General features: G+C 69.4%; 14 protein-coding genes. 4 read left to right on the top strand and 10 right to left on the bottom strand.

Annotated features, from left to right (window positions below):
• Window positions 1–14 precede the first annotated feature (14 nt).
• The 4 genes from ACFQVC_RS22930 to ACFQVC_RS22915 all read right to left on the bottom strand — a co-directional run bounded on the left by ACFQVC_RS22930 (window position 15) and on the right by ACFQVC_RS22915 (window position 6656).
• Window positions 15–1355: a hypothetical protein gene (locus tag ACFQVC_RS22930; RefSeq protein WP_381833351.1), complete on the bottom strand. Its 1341-nt coding sequence runs from the start codon at window positions 1353–1355 to the stop codon at window positions 15–17.
• Window positions 1352–2539, bottom strand: a complete 1188-nt coding sequence (locus tag ACFQVC_RS22925; RefSeq protein ID WP_381833348.1) for a hypothetical protein — start codon at window positions 2537–2539, stop codon at window positions 1352–1354. The genes ACFQVC_RS22930 and ACFQVC_RS22925 overlap by 4 nt, the downstream gene beginning before the upstream one ends.
• 27 nt (window positions 2540–2566) lie before the next feature.
• Window positions 2567–5047 (bottom strand): lantibiotic dehydratase, encoded by a 2481-nt coding sequence (locus ACFQVC_RS22920; protein ID WP_381833345.1) that lies wholly within the window; start codon window positions 5045–5047, stop codon window positions 2567–2569.
• A gap of 244 nt (window positions 5048–5291) precedes the next feature.
• Complete coding sequence (locus tag ACFQVC_RS22915; RefSeq protein WP_381833342.1) at window positions 5292–6656, bottom strand: DUF6002 family protein; 1365 nt, start codon at window positions 6654–6656, stop codon at window positions 5292–5294.
• Between the two features lie 340 nt (window positions 6657–6996).
• Here ACFQVC_RS22915 and ACFQVC_RS22910 point away from each other — a divergent pair, with 340 nt between their 5' ends.
• A complete protein-coding gene (locus ACFQVC_RS22910) occupies window positions 6997–8277 on the top strand; it encodes an MFS transporter (RefSeq protein WP_381833339.1) in 1281 nt (426 codons plus the stop codon).
• Window positions 8278–8326: 49 nt separating this feature from the next.
• Here the strand turns inward: ACFQVC_RS22910 and ACFQVC_RS22905 are convergent, their stop codons facing one another.
• From ACFQVC_RS22905 to ACFQVC_RS22895, 3 genes are all read right to left on the bottom strand, one after another.
• Window positions 8327–9721: a phenylacetate--CoA ligase family protein gene (locus ACFQVC_RS22905; RefSeq protein WP_381833336.1), complete on the bottom strand. Its 1395-nt coding sequence runs from the start codon at window positions 9719–9721 to the stop codon at window positions 8327–8329.
• Window positions 9718–10392: a TetR/AcrR family transcriptional regulator gene (locus tag ACFQVC_RS22900; RefSeq protein ID WP_381833333.1), complete on the bottom strand. Its 675-nt coding sequence runs from the start codon at window positions 10390–10392 to the stop codon at window positions 9718–9720. The genes ACFQVC_RS22905 and ACFQVC_RS22900 overlap by 4 nt, the downstream gene beginning before the upstream one ends.
• Before the next feature lie 65 nt (window positions 10393–10457).
• Complete coding sequence (locus tag ACFQVC_RS22895; RefSeq protein ID WP_381833330.1) at window positions 10458–11366, bottom strand: LysR family transcriptional regulator; 909 nt, start codon at window positions 11364–11366, stop codon at window positions 10458–10460.
• Between the two features lie 161 nt (window positions 11367–11527).
• Here ACFQVC_RS22895 and ACFQVC_RS22890 point away from each other — a divergent pair, with 161 nt between their 5' ends.
• From ACFQVC_RS22890 to ACFQVC_RS22880, 3 genes are all read left to right on the top strand, one after another.
• Window positions 11528–12736: an MFS transporter gene (locus ACFQVC_RS22890; protein ID WP_381833327.1), complete on the top strand. Its 1209-nt coding sequence runs from the start codon at window positions 11528–11530 to the stop codon at window positions 12734–12736.
• A 105-nt stretch (window positions 12737–12841) separates the two neighbouring features.
• The gene (locus ACFQVC_RS22885; RefSeq protein WP_381833922.1) at window positions 12842–13555 is read left to right on the top strand and encodes a helix-turn-helix transcriptional regulator; all 714 of its coding nucleotides are present in this window, start codon (window positions 12842–12844) and stop codon (window positions 13553–13555) included.
• Window positions 13556–13603: 48 nt separating this feature from the next.
• Window positions 13604–14158 carry a DUF3291 domain-containing protein gene (locus ACFQVC_RS22880; RefSeq protein ID WP_381833324.1) on the top strand — a complete coding sequence of 185 codons (555 nt, stop codon included), beginning with the start codon at window positions 13604–13606 and terminating at the stop codon, window positions 14156–14158.
• A gap of 5 nt (window positions 14159–14163) precedes the next feature.
• On the opposite strand, the gene ACFQVC_RS22875 is transcribed toward ACFQVC_RS22880, so the two are convergent.
• The 3 genes from ACFQVC_RS22875 to ACFQVC_RS22865 form a co-directional block, all read right to left on the bottom strand.
• Entirely contained in the window at window positions 14164–14913 is a 750-nt protein-coding gene (locus ACFQVC_RS22875; protein WP_381833321.1) for a PepSY domain-containing protein, read from the bottom strand.
• A 258-nt stretch (window positions 14914–15171) separates the two neighbouring features.
• A complete protein-coding gene (locus ACFQVC_RS22870) occupies window positions 15172–16143 on the bottom strand; it encodes a threo-3-hydroxy-L-aspartate ammonia-lyase (RefSeq protein WP_381833318.1) in 972 nt (323 codons plus the stop codon).
• Between the two features lie 191 nt (window positions 16144–16334).
• Entirely contained in the window at window positions 16335–17639 is a 1305-nt protein-coding gene (locus ACFQVC_RS22865) for a cytochrome P450 (RefSeq protein ID WP_381833315.1), read from the bottom strand.
• Between the last annotated feature and the right edge of the window lie 419 nt (window positions 17640–18058).

The raw sequence follows: 18058 nt of genomic DNA, 5'->3' as shown, positions 1-18058 counted from the left end.
GCCCTGCGCGCGGTTCAGCGCCGGGCGAGGGCTACGGTCGGCAACGCGCCGTGCCCGTGAATGCTGACGACCCCGTGCCGGCCGGGCGGCAGATAACGGACCATGCAACCGCCAGGTCGGTCGTCGAATACGTAAGGGCTGAACACCGGGAAGACCTCGGCTTCGTAACTGCCCGTCCCCTCGGCTTCCGCGAACTCCATGGGGTATGGAGCGGGACGCACGTATTCCTGGACGATGTGGTCCTCGCGCTCCATGGCCCGGCTCACCGTGCTGTTCCACAGTTCGCGGTCGCAGTGGCGACCGACGAGAACGTCCTGCGCCTTCATGCCGATGGCGGGCTTGAGGACGAACTCCTCGGGGCTGTCGAGGAGCAGTTCGGGAAGGGAGCGCCTGGAGCCCCGCCAGTGTGTGCTCCGATCGCTCACCACACGCGTCCACGGAAGGTAGCGCTCGACTGTCTCGCGGTCGCGGGCCGACATCCAGGGCTGCCCCTCGGAGACCCAGCCGAGGACCTTCTTGTTGGAGATGAGATACGCGGTCTGTGTCGCGATCAGGGTGCATCCCGCGTCCAGAGCCGTGCGGACCGGAGTGAGGTCGATCGCGTGTCCGCGCCACTCGGGAATGGTGAAATGCCGCAGGCCGATGTCGTAGCGAGGGCGGCCCGGCAGGCCAAGTCCGGCGAGGAGATCCTCGGGCTCGAAGAACTCCGCCTTCAGCCCCTGGCTCCTGAGCGAGTCGACCTGAACGTCGTAATAGCGCGTCGTCCTGCTGCCGTTCAGGTCCCGGGCTGTGCCGACGATGGCCACGCCGGGCCTGACACCGAGCTCCCGGACGGCCCTGACAAATATCTGGTCGCGTACGGCGAGCGGGTCGGGACCGGTGAACGGTGCCAGCTCACGGCCGCCATACGCCTCGATCCACGCTGCGGAGTTCAGCGAGGTGTCGACCACACCACCGATCCCGGCGCCGATATTGAACTCGACGAACTTGGGCCCCGTGGCGTCGACCATGACATCGGGGCGGGCGATACAGGTGGCGAAGTCCTCTTCGACGGCGCCATCGATGAAGAGCGGATACATCTCTTCGTCGGCGCCGAGCGCGGCGATCCGGCCGGCTGCCGTGGGCGCGGCCTCCAACAGCGTCCGGCGCAGCAGGCGGAGAAGCGCGGCCGCCGCTGTGAACATCTCCTGGTAGGACTCTCTCGGGAGAACCACGGGGCGCAGGGAGGCAGGGGACATCGGGAAGGCGATGTCGTCCATCGCCTGGGTGAGCCCGTCGATCAGAGTGGGAGCGGGCTGCCGTGAACCGAGTGGAATCGGCTCGGATCCGTACCACTGTGTCGGCTGTGTCGTCATGAGTGTGCCCTCCTGGCAAGGCCCTTGGGAACGTTGGCGAGGAATGTGTCCAGGTCGATGTGCCGGGCCCGTTCCACACCAGGGGATTTCGCCGAGTAGTCGATACGGGCCGCTCGGTCGGCGTCGTAGAAGTAGACGGCTTCCAGAGCGCCGTCCGCCCCTTCCGCCAGGAGTGGATTGGCCACGAGGAAGTCCCGCACCTCGGGTGTGTCGTTGCGCACCTGGAACCACAGCCGTTTGTTCCCGAAATGGTTTGGCGGAAGAACCACCCGAGTCCCGAACCGGCGCTTCCACTGGTAAGTGCCCTTGCTCAGGAAGGGTTCCGTGCCCTGGAAGTCGAGAGCAAGGACGCCGTTGTCGGCCGACCATCCGATGAGGAAGTGGTAGATGGCCTTGAAGGCCCCGCTGTCGTAGTGCTCCTTCGCACCGTCGACCACCCCGAGCAGCCGGAGGGTCAGGGTGCGGGAGGCGGCGTCCCAGTGGCAGAGAGCTCCCCCGACGCGCTCGCCGTTCTGCGAAAGGCTGAACATGCGGCCTTCGCGGAACAGACACTCGTAGGAGACGTCCTTGGTCTCGGTGCGCTCCCGCGCGCCGTGGCGTGCGCGCATTGTGGGGCGGTAGAGCCGCTCGTAGAACACGTCGAACCAGGCCGGATCGTGTTCGACGGCCCACGTCCACTCATGCTGCCGCGCAGCCCGTCTGAACTGCTCGCGTTCACGCTTGGAGATCTTGCGTCGTACGGCGTCGGAACCGCCGTCGCCGGTGTCGATGACGAAGTGGACGCGCATGGGCACGATCAGCGAGGCGTCGGTCGGCAACTGCCGCGCCCTGGCCGCACTGGTGCCGACAATGGTGATGTCGGAATCCGGCAGCCGGTCAGGGTCGCCGAGTGCCTTGCCCGAGATCTCGGACTCCGTACGTCGTGCCGCTTGCCCGTTCCCCGATTCTCGGCGCAGCTCGGTGAATTCGAGGGTGTAGGCGAGCCCTTCGGGCAGACCCGAGTACGAGACGGACAGGTTCCCCAAGGACGAGCTGACGGCCGGAAACACGGCACCGTCGCGGGTGTCCAGCGCGGTACGCAACCGGGTCAGGACGGGGTGGCCGCTGTTGCGCCAGCGGTATCCGGTGTGCATGCGCAGCCTGCGGTGCAGCGCAGCGCGCGGGGGTGGAGTCACTGCTGACATGGCGTTCTGTCCTCGGTCATGGGTAGGTCAGTGGGGTGCCGGAACCGAGAATGCGGCGAAACGCAGCTCGGATGTGTAGTGGCCGTCCTGGTCGGACACCCACAGGTGTTCAGGACCGGGCAGCATCTCCGACAGTTCGACCGGTCCGGTCGCCTGTCCTGCCAGACGGGTGAGTTGCCGCACCAGCAGCGGGCTGTCCAGATCGCAGTACACGGGCTTCGTCTCCCCGGGGATCTTGGCGTAGACATGGCGGGTCAGGCCGACTTCCTGCCGCAGCTCCTGCACCTTCAAGAAGGCATCCCGTCGGTGCCGTGCGGAGAGATCCGGGGCGGCGACCCTCCAGGACTGCCGCTGGAGCACCACCGGGCCCATCCGGATCCGGGGCATGTGCGCATGGTGCCGGCCTGCGAGGAGCTTGCCGCCCTGGCACCGGGCGAAGCCGAAGGGGACGAACGGGTTGTGCCGCACCCCCAGCCAGGCGTAGGGCAGCGCGGCCATACGCAGGAAGCGCTCGCTGCCCGGGCGGCGCAGTCGCAAGGTCCCCTCGACCCTTGTGACCCGAAGGTCGGCCAGGCCGAAGACCTGTTCACGAGGGCGGGGGGAGCGCCCGCTCGCCTCGATCTCGACGGTGTCCAACGGCACGCGGATATAGGACTTGTTGCGGTGAGCGAGGGTGACGCAGGCGATGTCCTCGTCCGCCGCAAGTAGCTGCCGGTACCCGTCGAGAACCGAGTACGCGAAATCGGGATATCGCTCATCGAGGGTCGGGCCGAACAAGCCGTGGCTCAGGGACTCCTCGTTGGCGTGCAATTCACTGATCACCGCATAGAAGTCGCCGGTGGCGAGATGGGCGGGCGACTCGGCCGCGATCATCAAGTCCGGATTGCAGAGCACCGGTTGGCTGGCACCGGTCGCGGCCACAAGCTCGCGCACCACGTCGGGGCTCACGGTCACTTCCGCATCCCCGTACGTGCCCCCGGAGAGACAGGCGCTCTCCACCCGGTCGAGGAAGTCCGTCTCCTCGTCGTCGATCTTCGCGTACGGCGCGGCAAGCTCCTCGGAGTCCGCCACGAATCCGTCGAGGAAGTCGTAGAGGGTGACCTCCGAGCGCCCCCGGAACCGTGTCGCGAACCAGTCGCCGAGCAACTCGGACTCGGCGGCGATCCGCAGCCGTGGTGCCGCCATGGCCAGGTCGTAGGCGACCGGGAGTTCGTCGGCGAGGAACTCCGTCACAGGATGTCCTATGGACAGGTCGGCGTACCGTCCCGAGCAGTCTTCGTGCAGCACACTGCGATCGCCGTAGAACGTGCCCCGCCCTCGTTCCGCCGGAACGCCCGTGTAGGTCTCGAAGTCGGACTTCAGGGCATCGAGCGCGGCGCGCCGCTCGACGGTGCCGCTCTCCACCGCGCCGAAGTCGCCCAGGTGCCGGGCTGCCTGACGCAGCATGCCGCGCCAGGCGACCGCCTCCGGATCGCCTTCGTACGCGCCGAGTTCGGGCAGCGGGTCGGGCACACCGTAGGGGAGCTCGGGTCCCACGAGGACGGCTCCCAGCTGTTCCAGTCGCGCGAACGAGTCGAGCACGGCCTGGGGCAGCGGATCGCCCGGCCGGTACCTGGGGTCGATTTCCCGTGCCACTTGGGCGGTCGTCCGGTCGCCGTCGCACTGAGCGAAGACGGAGAGGTCGAGGGCGTCAAGAGGTACCGGCGGACGGATGCGGGTGGCCTCCCCGACGTCCTGGACCTTCGCCGTGTAATCGATCGAGAACACCGTCAGGGTGTCGCCGGACACGGCCGCGCCTGGCGCCCGGCGCGGGCGGCACTGCCTGAGCACCTCCGGGTCCTCTCGCATGGCCGCCGCGATGGCCTCCCCCGCCCAGCGCGAGAGCAGGGGGTGGCGTCGCAGCGGCACGGACTCCGCGGACATGCCACGGCTTCCGGGGGCGAAGACGCCCAGTGTGAAGGGGCCCAGATGGCCGGTGGTGTCGTTCTTCGCGCAGGCCCGCTGGAGATGCCGGACGAGCGTGTCGATCCTGGGGCGGTCGTCCTTGTGCCAACGCCACCCGGGTTCACGGGTCTTGGCGATCCAGTTCGCGAGTACCGGCTCTGAACTCTCGTTGGAGACCAGCAGGGCGTCTCTCAGCTGCGCGCTCTCCTGGAAGAGCGTCAGCACCCGGTCGGACGTCGCGAGCTCCTCCAGCGGAAACAGCTCCAGGAACCGCTCGTTGGCGTGCGCCTCTTCGTCGAGCAGCCCGGCGAACTCCTCCAGCATGGCCCGGATTTCCTCGGAACCAACCTCGGACCGGATCTGCGGAGGAGGCAACTTGCGCTTGCGCACCGCGCGCAGGGCCGCGCCGTCCGCACGGCTGCGCGCGGTCGCGAGCAGGTCGGCCGAGTGCGACGCGGCCACAGCTCGCTCAACGGCGCGACGCGCCCTGACGAGCCGTTGTGCCGCCCCGGTCGCGTCGTCCGATACGAGCAGTTGCATCAGCTCGAAGGGAAATCCGGACATGCGGAGCGCGAAGTGCGGCAATGTGACCCAGCCCCCGCCCAGAACGGAGGCTGCTGTGGCGGGTTGAGGTGCTGCCGACGACGAGGGGATGTTCATGGCGGGCCTTCCAGGAGCCGGCGTGGCGTGTGAGCGCGTGCGTCACTCCGGCGTGAGGGCTTCGGACACGGTTGAGTACGTCAGCCACGTGTGTATGGGGGCCACTCACGGCGTGAGGGCGCCCGTCACCGGGTAACTGAGCCGGTCCTCATGCTTGCGCGGCCTTGAAGACCACGTCCTTGAGCATTTCTCCGGTCTCAACTCGGTGCAGGGCGGCCGGGGGCAGGGGGGTGTAGTCGTGCTTGCTGTAGCAGCCCGACCCGTGCACGAGGATGTCCTCCTCCGGGACGAGACCACGGTCGACAGCGTTGAGGATCCCGGTCATCGCCATGATCAGGGACCATTCGCGAAGATCCCGAGGGTCGGCGGGCAGCTCCACGCCCGCCGGTCGCAGCAGGGCCCTGACCTGCGGATACCTCGTCAGACACTCATGGAGGGAGACGACGATGCCGCCACCGCCGTGCGTCTGGATCAGCTTGTTCATCCGGGGCGACGTCGGCGGGTTTCGAGTGTAGAAGGTGGTGTCGAGCGTTTCGCCGGGGTTCATCGTCGTGTACGGGAACCTGGGATCCGCCTGCTGCTCGTAGAGCCCCGTCGATTCGTTGTAGCCGTACGAGGGCACCAGATCCGCGCTCGTGGAATCGTGGTAGAGGCTGAGCACCATGTCCGGTGCGCCGAGGTGCTGGACCAGGAAATAGCGGGGATGTGCCATCGAATCGCGCACGGACTCGTCCAGCAGGGCGTGACCTTGCGCGTGACCGAGCAGTCCGTAGGCGCTGGACACCGCATGGACGTGCAGACGAGGCGCGGCGGAGGGAAAGAGATCCGCCTCGGCGAAGGCACGCACCACGTCGGCGGCCATGTAGTTGTTCAGGCCGAGCGTGTACCAGAGGTTCACGCCGGTGGAATCCTTCAAGGCTGCCGCGTGCTCCTCGACCACATGGCGGGCCAGTGCCTTTACGTGGGCTGGTTCGGCTCCCGGGTACACCGACACCGGGTTGCGATCCTTCAGCTCCAGGTCACGGCTGAGGTCGGATTCCCACAGCTTGGGCGTCGAGCCTTCCGGAACGACGACGGAGACGCTGAGTTGGTCGGGCGTGACCAAGTTCAGGCGTATGGCATTCAGCACCGCATCGCGCATTGCGGTGGCCTTGTTGGCCGATGACGGGGTCAGAATCATGACCCGCTGACCCGTCTCCTGAATAAATCGCACAGCGCGGGCGACCACCACCAGCGAGGCAAAGGTCTTCGTTGTGCGAGTACCCGGATTCTGCGCCAGGTTCAGAAAGGAAAGACGCTTCCCTGCATAGTCGCCCAACGGCGCATAAGCGAGGCGGGACGTGGAAAAGAACTGGCGGAACTCCGGGGTCATGGCCGGGAGTTGAGGGCCTGGACTGAACTCACCAGGGTGGGCCGCATCCTCGTCGAGGAGCATCTTCGCGGCCGGCGCAATGTAGGGATAGTAACGGTCGATGGAGTTCTCGACCCGGACCTCTTCTGCAATTCCCCGCATTGCCTCTGATTGCACTGGCACTCCCCGTGGCGAAGTATCGATCCTGTCTGGCGGGAGCGATGCCACCAGACCTCCGGACCCACCACAAGGGAGGTGTGGTCCATGTCACATACAACAACTTCCGCGGTGGTTTGGATCAACCCACAGAAGCCTCAACCGCCTCCCACCTGGTCACGACCCGGTCGGCACGGTGCGGTCTCGCCGGCGAGTGGGCCCGTTGACCAGGGGTGGCCGTGGTGCCGTAACGGCATGGCGACGATCCGGGCGGCGGGAGAGGGCGATGCCGGACGGGCGGCCGGAGGCGTTGACAAGACGGCCACAGGCATGACTAAAAACTCTCATGACACAACCACCGCCGGACATCAGCGACCGGGACGAGGACGCGCAGCCACAACGCCTCTTCCGTAACAGGGATTTCCGCCTGTTCTGGCTTTCCAGAGTCCTGTCCGGCGCAGGATCTGCCGTCTCCTACGTGGCCATGCCGATCCTGGTCTACAGGGAAACCGGGTCTCCGCTACTCGTTTCCCTGGTCGCGGCCGGCGAGGCGATGCCCTACGTCTTCTTCGGTCTTCTGGCCGGGGCGCTTGCCGACCGGATGAACCGTCGCCGCCTCATGGTGGCTGCCGATATTTTGAACGCCCTTTGCCTGGCGAGTATCCCGCTGGCAGCGGCCTTCTCTTCGCTGAGCGCCGCTCATATCGTCATTGCCGCTTTCCTGTCCTCAAGTCTGTACGTATTTTTCGATGCGGCTGGATACGGGGTGGTGCCGACGGTGGTGGGCAAGGCCCAGATCCCCGAGGCCAACAGCGCGATCTGGGGCGCGGAGACCACTGTCCGCATCGTGGGAACCGCCATGGCGGGTCTCCTGGTTGCGGCCCTTCGTCCCACCGGAGTGCTTGCCCTGGACGCGGCCACTTTTCTGGCTTCGGCGTTGCTCATCCGGGCGCTGACGAACATGCCCGGCGACTCCGCGTCGGCCGCAGTCGAACGACCTGGATTTCTTGAGTCGATCAGAGAGGGACTCAGATTCCTGTGGGGTCAGCCCGAGTTGAAGGCCATGACCGTCTCCGGATGCCTGCAGTCGTTCGCGGGCGGCGCCTTCATCGGACAACTCGTGATCTTCGCCGACCGCTGCCTCGGGATCAAGGAGTCCGACCCCCGCATCGGGCTCATGTTCACGGCATGGAGTGTCGGTGGCGTGTTGGGGTCGCTCGCCCTTCCGCGTCTGCTCCGAAGGGCCGGGGCCGTCCAGATCATGCGTGTGGCGCTGCCGGCCAGCACGGCCCTCGGCCTGCTGACCGCTCTGGCCTCCGACTGGCGACTCGCCCTGCCGACGATCGCGGCCTGGGGAACCGTGTACTTGATGGTCATCGTCAACACCGTGACCTACGCCCAGACCGTCACCCCCGGCCCCCTGCAGGGCCGCGTCAACACCACGCGGCGCATGCTCTCTTCCGGTGTGGGGGCACCCGCCGGAGCCATGGCCGCCGGCCTGGTCACGGCGTCGTTCGACGTCCGCGCGGGCCTGCTGATGGCCGTCTCGGCCATCGCCCTCAGCGCGGTCTTCGCCTGGACCCTGCCCTCGTCGGCGGCCCCCTCTCCGACGGCCGGAGAGGCGTGAGCAACAGAAAACCTCAGGTCACGAGTTCGGCTGCCCCTGGGCGGCGTGGTCAGGGTGCGTACGGGATGACCGTGCGGTACTTGCCGCCGGGCGACTGCTGCGGTGCCTGGTCGGAGCGTTCGACGGTGACGTCGTCGAGCGCGTTGTCCGCGAGCAGTCGGCTCAACTCCTGCTGGACGTCCTGCCAGACGCGGTCCTGGTCGGCCTCGGCGGCGACGCGCAGACGCACGCGTAGTGCCTTGGGGCCGGCCTGCTCGACCTGGAACAACTCGACTCCGCGCGTGCGGTCGAACAGCGTGCTCACCGCCAGGGGACTGAGACGGACCGGTGCGCCGTGCGCGGTGGGGAAGGTGAGGGCGTCTCCGGCGCGGCCCTGGACGCGCAGTGCGGGCAGCGGACTGCCGCACGGGCAGGGGTCGGGGCGCAGCATGACACTGTCGCCGAGGTCGTAGCGCAGAAACGGCTGCACCCGGTTGGCGAGATTGCTGACCAGGACGGTGTGCGAGTACTCGCCGGGCGGTGTCGGACGGTAGTCGGCGTCGACCGGTTCGACCACGGCCCAGTCGCTGTTGACGTGGTACCAGCCTTCGGAGCAGCCGTGGCTGAGGTGGACGCACTCCGTCGCGCCGTAGAACGTACGCACCGTGCTGCCGAAGGCGCGGGCGATGCGGTCGGTGTCGGCCTGTGTCATGGTCTCGCCCGCGGGCTGGATCAGGACCGGATCGATGCGCAGGCGGCCGGCTTCCTGCTCGGCGGCGAGGAGCATGACGGTGCTGGCGTAGCCGATGACGACGGCGGGACGGTAGGAGTTGAGACGGTCGACGAGCTGGGGCAAGGGCGTGTGCACCGAGAAGGCGCGCAGCACCTTGGCGCGCCATCCGCCCTCGCGCATGAGGCGTGAGTACGACGAGAAGCTGGCGTAGTGCCCGCCGGTGGCGACGAGTTGGGCGTAGCGCCAGCCGCGCATCGTGGCCCTGGCGAGGCCGGTGGGGCCCAGATACTCCGTGAGCGCGCGGGTGTTGAGGGCGGCTGCCACGTTCAGGTATCCGTCGTCGAGCAGGAACAGGCCGCGCCGTCCGCTGGTGCCCGAGGTGGTGGCCACCATGTAGGACCCGAGGAAGCGTTCCCCGATCCGGCCGGGGTCGTCGGCGAGCGCCCGCACCTGGTCGAGGCCGGCCCGGCTGTCGCTCACCCAGTCGTCGAACCGTTCCATGAGCCGGTTCTTGTCGGTGACGGGCAGCAGCGAGGCGTCTTCGATGCGCTCGGGCAGACCGGCGTAGAGCTCGCGGTAGTACGGAGATGTGGCACGGGCGTGCGTGACCATGGCGGCGAGGCGGTCCCGTCGTCGGCGCGCGAGCGCGGTTTCGCCCTGCTTGCGGGCGCGGCGGACATCCCGCCCGAGCCAACCGGCGCTGCGCGCGCTGTCGTTGCCCTCCGGAGTCATCGCGTCCTCCTGTCCTGTCCTTCGTCCCGTCCTCGGCGCGCCGCCCTGGAGCGGGACGGCCGGTATCCGGCCTGGCGCAGGACGGCGAGCAAGTAGGTCTTGAGGTCGGCCGTGCCGACGGCGCCGGGGTGGGCCGCGAGATGCTGGAGCGCCGCGCCGCTGAGGATGTGCTGCAGCACCTCGAGGTCGCTGTCCGGCGGGAACTGCCCGGCGGCGCGGGCCCGTTCAAGCGTGGCGCGCACCGCCTCGCCCCGGTGGGCTCCGTGAGCTCGCTGGTAGGCGGCGAGGAGTTCGGGCAGGTCGTCGACCGTGGCATAGAGGCGGCGGACGAGACTGCGCGCGCGAAGGCTGCTGAGCTGCTCTGCCCACGCCGTGATCATCGCGTCGGTGTCCGGCCAGTCGAACGCGCCCGCTGCGGTGTCCCGGTACTCCCATTCGATCGCCCGCACAAGCAGTTCGGTGAGGGTCGGAAAGCGCCGGTAGACGGTGGCCCGGGTGACCTCGGCCCGGCGCGCGACCTGCTCGACGCTGACCCGCCCCGCGCCCCGCTCGATCAGCAGGTCGAGCGCTGCGCCGAGGACCGCCTCGTCGGCCGCGGCGCTTCGTGGTCGTCCCGGGGCGCGCGCGGGTCCGTTCTGAGCGTGTCCACTGCTGCTGTCTCCCACCTTCATGGTTATTACAATACAGCTCTGCTCTGTATTGTAATTGTTCGGGGTGTCCCCGGAACGGCGCCTGCTCAGAGTCCCGCGCCGAGCCCCTCGCCGCAGCCGGCAAGTGCCTGGGAGAAAGCGCGCGTTCGGGCCGTCTCGCGGTCGCGGTGCCATACGAGCCCGAGGAAGGAATCCTCGAGTCCGGCGACGGGGATGAACGCGACGCCGCGGTGGCGGTAGTACTCGGCGCTCGGGCGGCACATGAGCATCGCCCCCCGGTCGGCCGCCACCAGGGCCAGCCCCTCTTGCAGGGTCCTCACCGTGGGTCCGGGCGGGACGGCGAGGCCGCCGGGGGTGCTGTGCGGGGCTTGCGCGAGGCGCCAGTATTCCGGCGCGGAGCCCTGGACGCTGATCAGCGGGTATCCGGCCAGATCCTCTGCGGCCAGGGTGTCGCGCCGCGCGAAGGGGTGGCCGGCTGCCACCGCGAGCGTCTGCGGCTGCTTGGAGAAGACCTGCCCGAGCACGAGGTCGTCCTCCTCGACGGGCAGGAGCACGGCCGCGATGTCCACCTCGTGGCGCCGGAGCGGACCGAAGGGGTCCGAGAAGGGGATCTCCACGATCTCCGTGGTGCAGTCGGGACACTTGTCGTGGAACAGGCGGATGGCGTCCATGACTTGATCGCTGATGGTGCCCTGGAAGCCGATGCGGAGGACGCCGCCGATGCCACGGGCGGTGGCGCGGGCGTCGTCGACGGCCGCCTGCAGAGCGTCGTACGCCGGCCGCAGGTCCGCGAGCAGGCTTTCGCCGAGCGGCGTCAGGCGTACGCGGCGGCTGGTGCGCTCGACGAGGCGGGCGCCGACGCTGCGTTCCAGCGCCCGCAGCAACTGGCTGACGCGGCTCTGGGATACGTAAAGGCGCTCGCCGGCCCGACCGAAGTGAAGCTCATCGGCCACGGCGAGGAAGGCTTCCACCTCGCGGATCTCCAGCTGGCCCACAGATACCTCTCGACAGGTTCGACGGAATCGACGGAATCGACGGATGCGACGGGGGCGATGGGCTCGCTCTGCCGGTGATCGCTCCGATCGATGAGCCCAGCTCATACAAGGATGACACCTTCGCCATTGTTCCGGCGGCTCATGATCGATTGGCTTGGCCCATGACGCACGTGGAAGAAGTGACAGACAAACCGGCCGAGCGGGAACGGGCCACACCACGGGAATGGCTGGGCGTGGTGGCCATGGCCGCCGGTACGTTCACGGTGGTCACGGCCGAGTTGCTGCCCGTCGGGCTGCTCACCCCGATGCGCACGTCGCTGGGTGTCACCGAAGGTCTCGCCGGGCTCACTCTGGCCATCACCGGCCTGGTGGCCGCGGTGTCCTCGCCCCTGTTGACGTCCCTCCTCGGCCGGTTCGACCGGCGCCTCGTGCTGTGCGTCCTGATGGCTGTCCTGCTGACCGGCAACCTCGGGGCCGCGTGGGCGCCGGACTTCGGTGTCATGGTGGTGGCGCGAGTCCTGGTCGGCATCGGCATGGGCGGTGTGTGGGCCATCGCGTCGGGCATCGTCGTGCGTCTGGTGCCGCCGAAGTCGGTGCGCCCCGCGACCTCGGTGGTCTTCAGCGGTGTCGCCGTGGCATCGGTGCTCGGCATCCCGGCCGGGGCGTACGTCGGCGCACTCGCCGGATGGCGTGCGGCCTTCATGGCGGCCGCGGGTCTCGCTCTCCTCGTCCTTGTCGCGATGGCGGTGTTCCTGCCCGGGCTGCCCGCGGAGCAGGCCGTTCCACTGCGCGGTGTGCTGCGGCTCTTCGGCGAACCCCAGATGCGCACCGGTCTGATCGTGGTGGCCTTCCTGGTCACCGGGCACTTTGCCGCGTACACCTACGTCCGGCCGGTTCTGGAGGATGTCTCCGGGGCCGGTGCGGGCACCATCGGCACGCTGCTCCTGGTCTACGGAATCGCCGGAGTCGTGGGCAACTTCATCTCCGGGGCGGGGGCCGGCCGCTCACCCCGCAGGACGCTGATGGTGATCAGCGCCGTCCTCGCGGCCACGGTGCTGCTGCTTCCGGCGGTCGGCGGGTCGCTTCCGGTGGCAGGCGTACTGATGGCTGTGTGGGGACTCAGCTACGGCGGAGTTTCGGTGAGTACGCAGACCTGGATCCTGGCGGCCTCGTCACCCCAAGCCCGGGAAGGCGCCTCCTCCTTGTTCGTCGGCGTCTTCAACGGCGCCATCGCCCTGGGCGCGTTCGTGGGCGGTCAGGCCGCCGACGGCATCGGCATCACCTCGGCGATGTGGCTGGGCGGCGCGCTGGCGCTCGGGGCGCTCCTGACAGCCGCGACCGGCCGCGCGCCGTCCAGCGGGAAACTCTGAGCGGTACGAGCGGTCCGTGCGGTCCGGACGCGGGTTGCGACGCCGGTCCGCGTCCCGCTTTCTATCTCCAACCAGTGTTGTTCCTAGACTGGCGGGGTGGGAGACGTGGAAGACATCGACGCGATCGCGGCCTTGCAGGATCCGGTGCGGCGCCGCTTGTACGAGTACGTGGCGGCGCAGGGCCGCGAAGTCGGCCGCAACGAGGCCGCCGAGGCGGCCGGGGTGGCGCGTACCCTCGCCGCGCACCACCTGGACAAGCTGGCCGAGGCCGGGCTCCTGGACGTCGGAAGCCGCCGCCTGACGGGCCGCTCCGGCCCGGGGGCGGGCCGGCCCGCCAAGGTCTACACGCGCGTGCGGGCCGAGCGAGTGGTGTCGTTGCCCGCCCGCGACTACCGCACCGCCGCCGAGCTGCTCGCCGAGGCCGCCGAGCAGGCCGGCCTTGACGCGGGGCTCTTCGCTGCGGCACGCCGCCGGGGCGAGGATCTGCGCGGCTCGGCGGCGCCTTGCGGCGGCCTCGACGAGGCACTGGAGATGCTGGCCGCCCGCGGCTACGAACCGCACTTCGAAGACGCCGGAGATGCGGAAGACGTCGAGGCAGTTCAGGGCACCGACAGCGCGGCCGGGGCGGCCGCGCGCGTCGTCCGTATGCGCAACTGCCCTTTCCATGCCGTCGCCGAACGCTTCCCGCCGCTCGTCTGCGGGATGAATCTCGCGTTGCTGGAGGGGCTGTTCGGCACGGACGGTCCTGTCCGTGCCCGTATGGATGCCCGGCCGGGGGAGTGCTGCGTAGTGGTGGAGGCGAGTGCCGCAAAGTTCTAAAACTAATCATTATTGACATAGAAAAGCGGGCCGTGCTGGGATGAGGCCATGACCGCATCCGCGCCTGCCGCCCACCTCGCCGAGCTCAATGTCGCCACGCTCCTCCACCCGCTCGACGACCCGCGCATCGCACCGTTCGTCGAGATGCTCGACCCGGTCAACGCAGCCGCCGACGACGCGCCCGGCTTTGTATGGCGCCTGGTGGAGGACGGCGCGGCCGACGCCACCGGACTGCGCCCGGCGGGCGAGAACGTCATCGTCAACCTGTCGGTGTGGGAGTCCCAGGAGGCGCTGTGGGACTTCACCTACCGCAGCGGGCATCTGGAGATGATGCGAGGGCGCCGCGAGTGGTTCGAGCGGCACGTCGAGGCGCACCTCGTGCTCTGGTGGGTCCCCGCCGGTCACATCCCGACCGTCGGCGAGGCCCTGGACCGGCTGGCGGACCTGCGCGCCAACGGGCCGTCGCCGCGCGCGTTCACCTTCGCTTCGTCCTCCACCGCCGCGGAAGGCGTCGAGCACTTTCCGTCCGTAGCGCCCGCTCGGCCGGCGCCGGTCATCGGGAGCGTACGGCCGGCGCCGGCCGGGGACGCGGCGGCGGTATAGCCGGATCAGTCGTTCCGGTCGTCGTCCTTGCCCTGGCCGTCGTGGCCGTCCTGGTCATCCTGGTCCGGAGTGACCTTCGCCGTCTTCAGGTGGACGTGCCAGTCGCGGCCTTCGCCGCCCTTGGCGCCGGTGGTCTCCACATCCCAGTGCGCGTCCCGGCGGTCGTCGTCGGCCTCGTCCAGGTCGACGGAGGTCACGACGCCCTTCGCGGCGGCGGCCTCGGCGGCCTGCTTGGCGTTCACGGAGGCGGACTTGAGGGTGGAGCGGGCCTCGCGGGCGTCGTCGTCATCGTCCCGGTCGGTCTCCTTGCCCAGGATCCTTCCGGTGGCCGGGTCGACCTTCACCTCGTACCAGGTGGAGCCGTTGCCGAGGATCTCGACGTCCCAGTGCGCGGCGCCGACCTTGGCACCGTCCTCCTCGTCGTCGTCGCCGTCGTCGTCCAGGTCGGCGGAGACGGCGGTGCCCGGCTGTGCCTTGAGCGCGGCGTCGATGACGCGGGCGGCGGTCAGCTTCGCGGAGCCGGCCGCTGCCGCGTCGTCGCGGTCGACCTGGTTGGCAGTGCCGCTCCTGCCGCCCCTGTCGTCCCGGCCGCCCCGGTCGTCACCCTTCGCCGTCTTCGCGGCGGCCCTGTCGGACCCGGCCGAGGACGCGGTGGACGCACCGTCGTCGCCGGTCGCGAAGGCGATCGCGGTACCGCCGCCGATGAGGGCGGCCGCGGCCAGAGCGGTGGTGGCGATGACGATGTTGCGCTTCATGAATGGGTCCTTCCCAGCGGTCCTGTGCTGTCGCTGCCGTTCGGCTGCGACGAGAACACTCTTCCCGGGCAACCTGAAGCCGACCTGAAGTCGCCCTGAGGGCGGCCTCACCTGCAGGGACCGCATTTCTGGGGCAGGGCGCGACCGGGGTGCGGCAAGGGACCGAAGGCCCTGCCGGGGCGACTTTCGTACCGTCGCCACGAGAGGCACCGACTCATGTCCGCTCATGTCCGCTCCTGTACGCCCCGGCGCGTGGCGTCAGTGCGGAGCCGTGAGGAGCTGGGCGTAGCGGTTCAGGTCGACATTGCCGCCGCTGATGATCACGCCGATGCGCTTGCCGCGCAGTTCGGCACTGCGCTCACGGGCGGCGGCGAGGCCGAGGCAGCCGGTGGGCTCCACGACGGCCTTCATCCGGGAGGCGAACCACCGCATGCAGTCGGCGAGTTGGGCGTCGGTCGCCGTGAGCACATCCGTGACCCGGTCGCGGATGACGGGGTAGGTGTGGGCGCCCAGGTGCTGCGTCTGGGCGCCGTCGGCGATGGTCTGCGGGGTGTCGATGTGAACGATCCCGCCGCGCCGCAGCGAGAGCTGTCCGTCGTTGCCGGCCTCGGGCTCGACCCCGTACACCGCACAGCGCGGCGCCAGCGCCCCGGCGGCCAGCAGCGTCCCGGAGAGCAGTCCGCCGCCGCCCAGCGGCACGAACAGGGCGTCCAACTCGCCCGCGTCCTCGAAGAGTTCCTTCGCCGCGGTGCCCTGCCCGGCGATGATGTCGGGATGGTCGTAGGGCGGGACGAAGGTCAGCCCGCGCTCGGCGGAAAGCGCCTGTGCGATCTCCTCGGGGTCCCCGCTGTAGCGGTCGTACGAGACGACGTCGGCGCCGTATTCCTTGGTCGCGGCGAGCTTCGCGGCCGGCGCGTCGTGGGGCATCACGATGGTCGCCGGGACATCGAGGAGACGCGCGGAGAGCGCGACGGCCTGGGCGTGATTGCCGGAGGAGTACGCGACGACACCCGCTCGCCGCTGCTCGGGCGTGAGCCGGGACAGCGCGTTGTAGGCGCCGCGGAACTTGAACGCGCCCATGCGCTGGAGGTTCTCGGCCTTGAAGAAGTAGCGCCCGCCGAACTCGGCGTCGGTGAGGCGGGAAGTGAGGACGGGGGTGCGGTGGGCGTGCCCGGCGATGCGCTCGTGAGCGCGCACCACATCGTCGTACGTCGGCGAAGTCATGACCATGCCGGTGAGCCTAATCGGCAGGCAGGGCCAGGGCGTTGATGCCCGGTGCTCCCGGTGCTCCCGGTGCTCCCGGTGCTCCCGGTGCTCCCGGTGCTCCCGGTGGTGACAGCCGAGCCGGGGTGGGCGTCGCATGCCCGTGCCTGCCTGCACCCACGCCCGGCACGACCGGCGCCCACCGCGGCTTCCGTCAGTCAGGTCACCGTCACGGGCAGGTGCGCGTACCCCCGCAGGACCCGCGTTTCGCGGCGACGGGCGCGGCCCACGGGCCGCAGTCCGGGGAAGCGCTCGTAGAGCAGGCGCAGACCCACCGCTCCCTCGAGCCGGGCCAGGCTCGCCCCCAGGCAATAGTGCACACCGGCCGAGAAGGCCAGATGCTCGGATGCGTTCTTCCGTGTCACGTCGAAGACGTGGGGAGCGTCGAACACGGCGGGGTCGCGGTTCGCGCCGGCGAGCAGCACCACCACCGACTGCCCCCGCGGTATCTCCACCCCCTCCACCACCGTGTCCTGGTACGCGGTCCGCAGCGTGAGCTGCACGGGGGAGTCGTGACGCAGCACCTCGTCCACCGCGTTCTCCCACAGTGCGGGATCCTCCCGGACGGTCTCCAGCTGTCGCGGGTGGCGGCCGAAGAGCATCACCGCGTTGCTGATCAGGCTCACCGTCGTCTCGAATCCCGCCCCCAGCACGAGCAGGCCGACCGCGCGCAGTTCCAGCTCGTCCAGCGCGTCGTCGCCTTCCAGCGCCGCGAGCCTGCTCAGCAGGTCCTCGCCCGGGTCGGCCCGCAGCCGGTGTACGTGCCCGGCGAACCAGTCGGCCATCGCCTGCACGGCCCGCTCGCCCCGCCGGTACCCCCGCCACGTCAGTCCCGGGTCGAGCAGCAGTGCCGCCGAGTCGCCCCAGCGCAACAGATCCTCCTGGTCCTCCTCGCGCACCCCGAGGAGGTCACCGATCACCGCCACCGGAAGCAGGGACGCGTACCGCGTGACGAGATCGAACTCCCGCACCCCTTCGGCCTGGAGCTCGTCGAGCAGCCGGGTCGCCGTCCCGGTCACCCGCTCCTCGAGAGACCGGACCTGACGTGCCGTGAAGGCCCGTGACACCAGCTTGCGGTAGCGGGTGTGCTGCGGCGGGTCCACGGCGAGCATCGACGGCGGATCGATCGGCCCACGCGCCCTCTCGCGCATCACCCGGTCAAGGGTCCGCCGGAGCAGCGGCGGGAGTTCACCATGCCCGCCGCCCACGCCGAACGCATCGCTGCGCAGCACCGAGTTGGCCGCGGCATGGCCCGCTGCCGCAGCGAGTCCCGGCGAGGTGAACACCAGCTCGCCCCGGTGCCGTATCCCGTCCATGGCCGAGGTCGGTTGGCGGCGGTCGGGCTGGAGCAGGAGCCGGGCGAGCGGGTCGCCCCGCAGCATTGCAAGCCGCAGTACCGTGCGGGGCAGCCGCTGTGCGATCGCCCACTGGGTCACGGAAGCGGCGCCCTCACGCAGAGCCATCGGGCACCTCCACCGTCCTGGCGCCTTCGTCCCTCATGTGGCTCCTCCGTCCCTGCGTCGGGATATGACGTCGTTGAAGGTACGAGCCGCACACCCGGGGGAGTTCCTTGAGCTCCGGGTGCCGCACCGTCTGGCCTCCTTGCCTCACCTTCCTTGTACCGCCGCGCCGGTTCTGTCAACGGGCGGGCTCCGACGGATTTGCGTCAGGCTCACAGCGCCCGTCGGCGGTGCGAGCGCGCGGCGGACGGGGTTCCGCGCCCGGCGGTGATCCGGCGCCCCAACAGCGTGTAGGCGTGGGCGAGTTGACTCCGCTCCCGGCCCGGACGGCGTCGCACCGCCCTGGCCCGGGGGTGGCCGTACGGAGACCGTTTCCGAGCGAACATTCACGCATTCTCTTGTTGGATTGTTCCACAATCCTC

The organism is Streptomyces monticola (genome assembly GCF_042665355.1).
In the GTDB taxonomy this organism is placed as follows: Bacteria; Actinomycetota; Actinomycetes; order Streptomycetales; family Streptomycetaceae; genus Streptomyces; species Streptomyces monticola.
The sequence above is the reverse complement of the archived record's forward strand: the minus strand, read 5'-3'. Positions and strand labels throughout refer to the sequence as shown.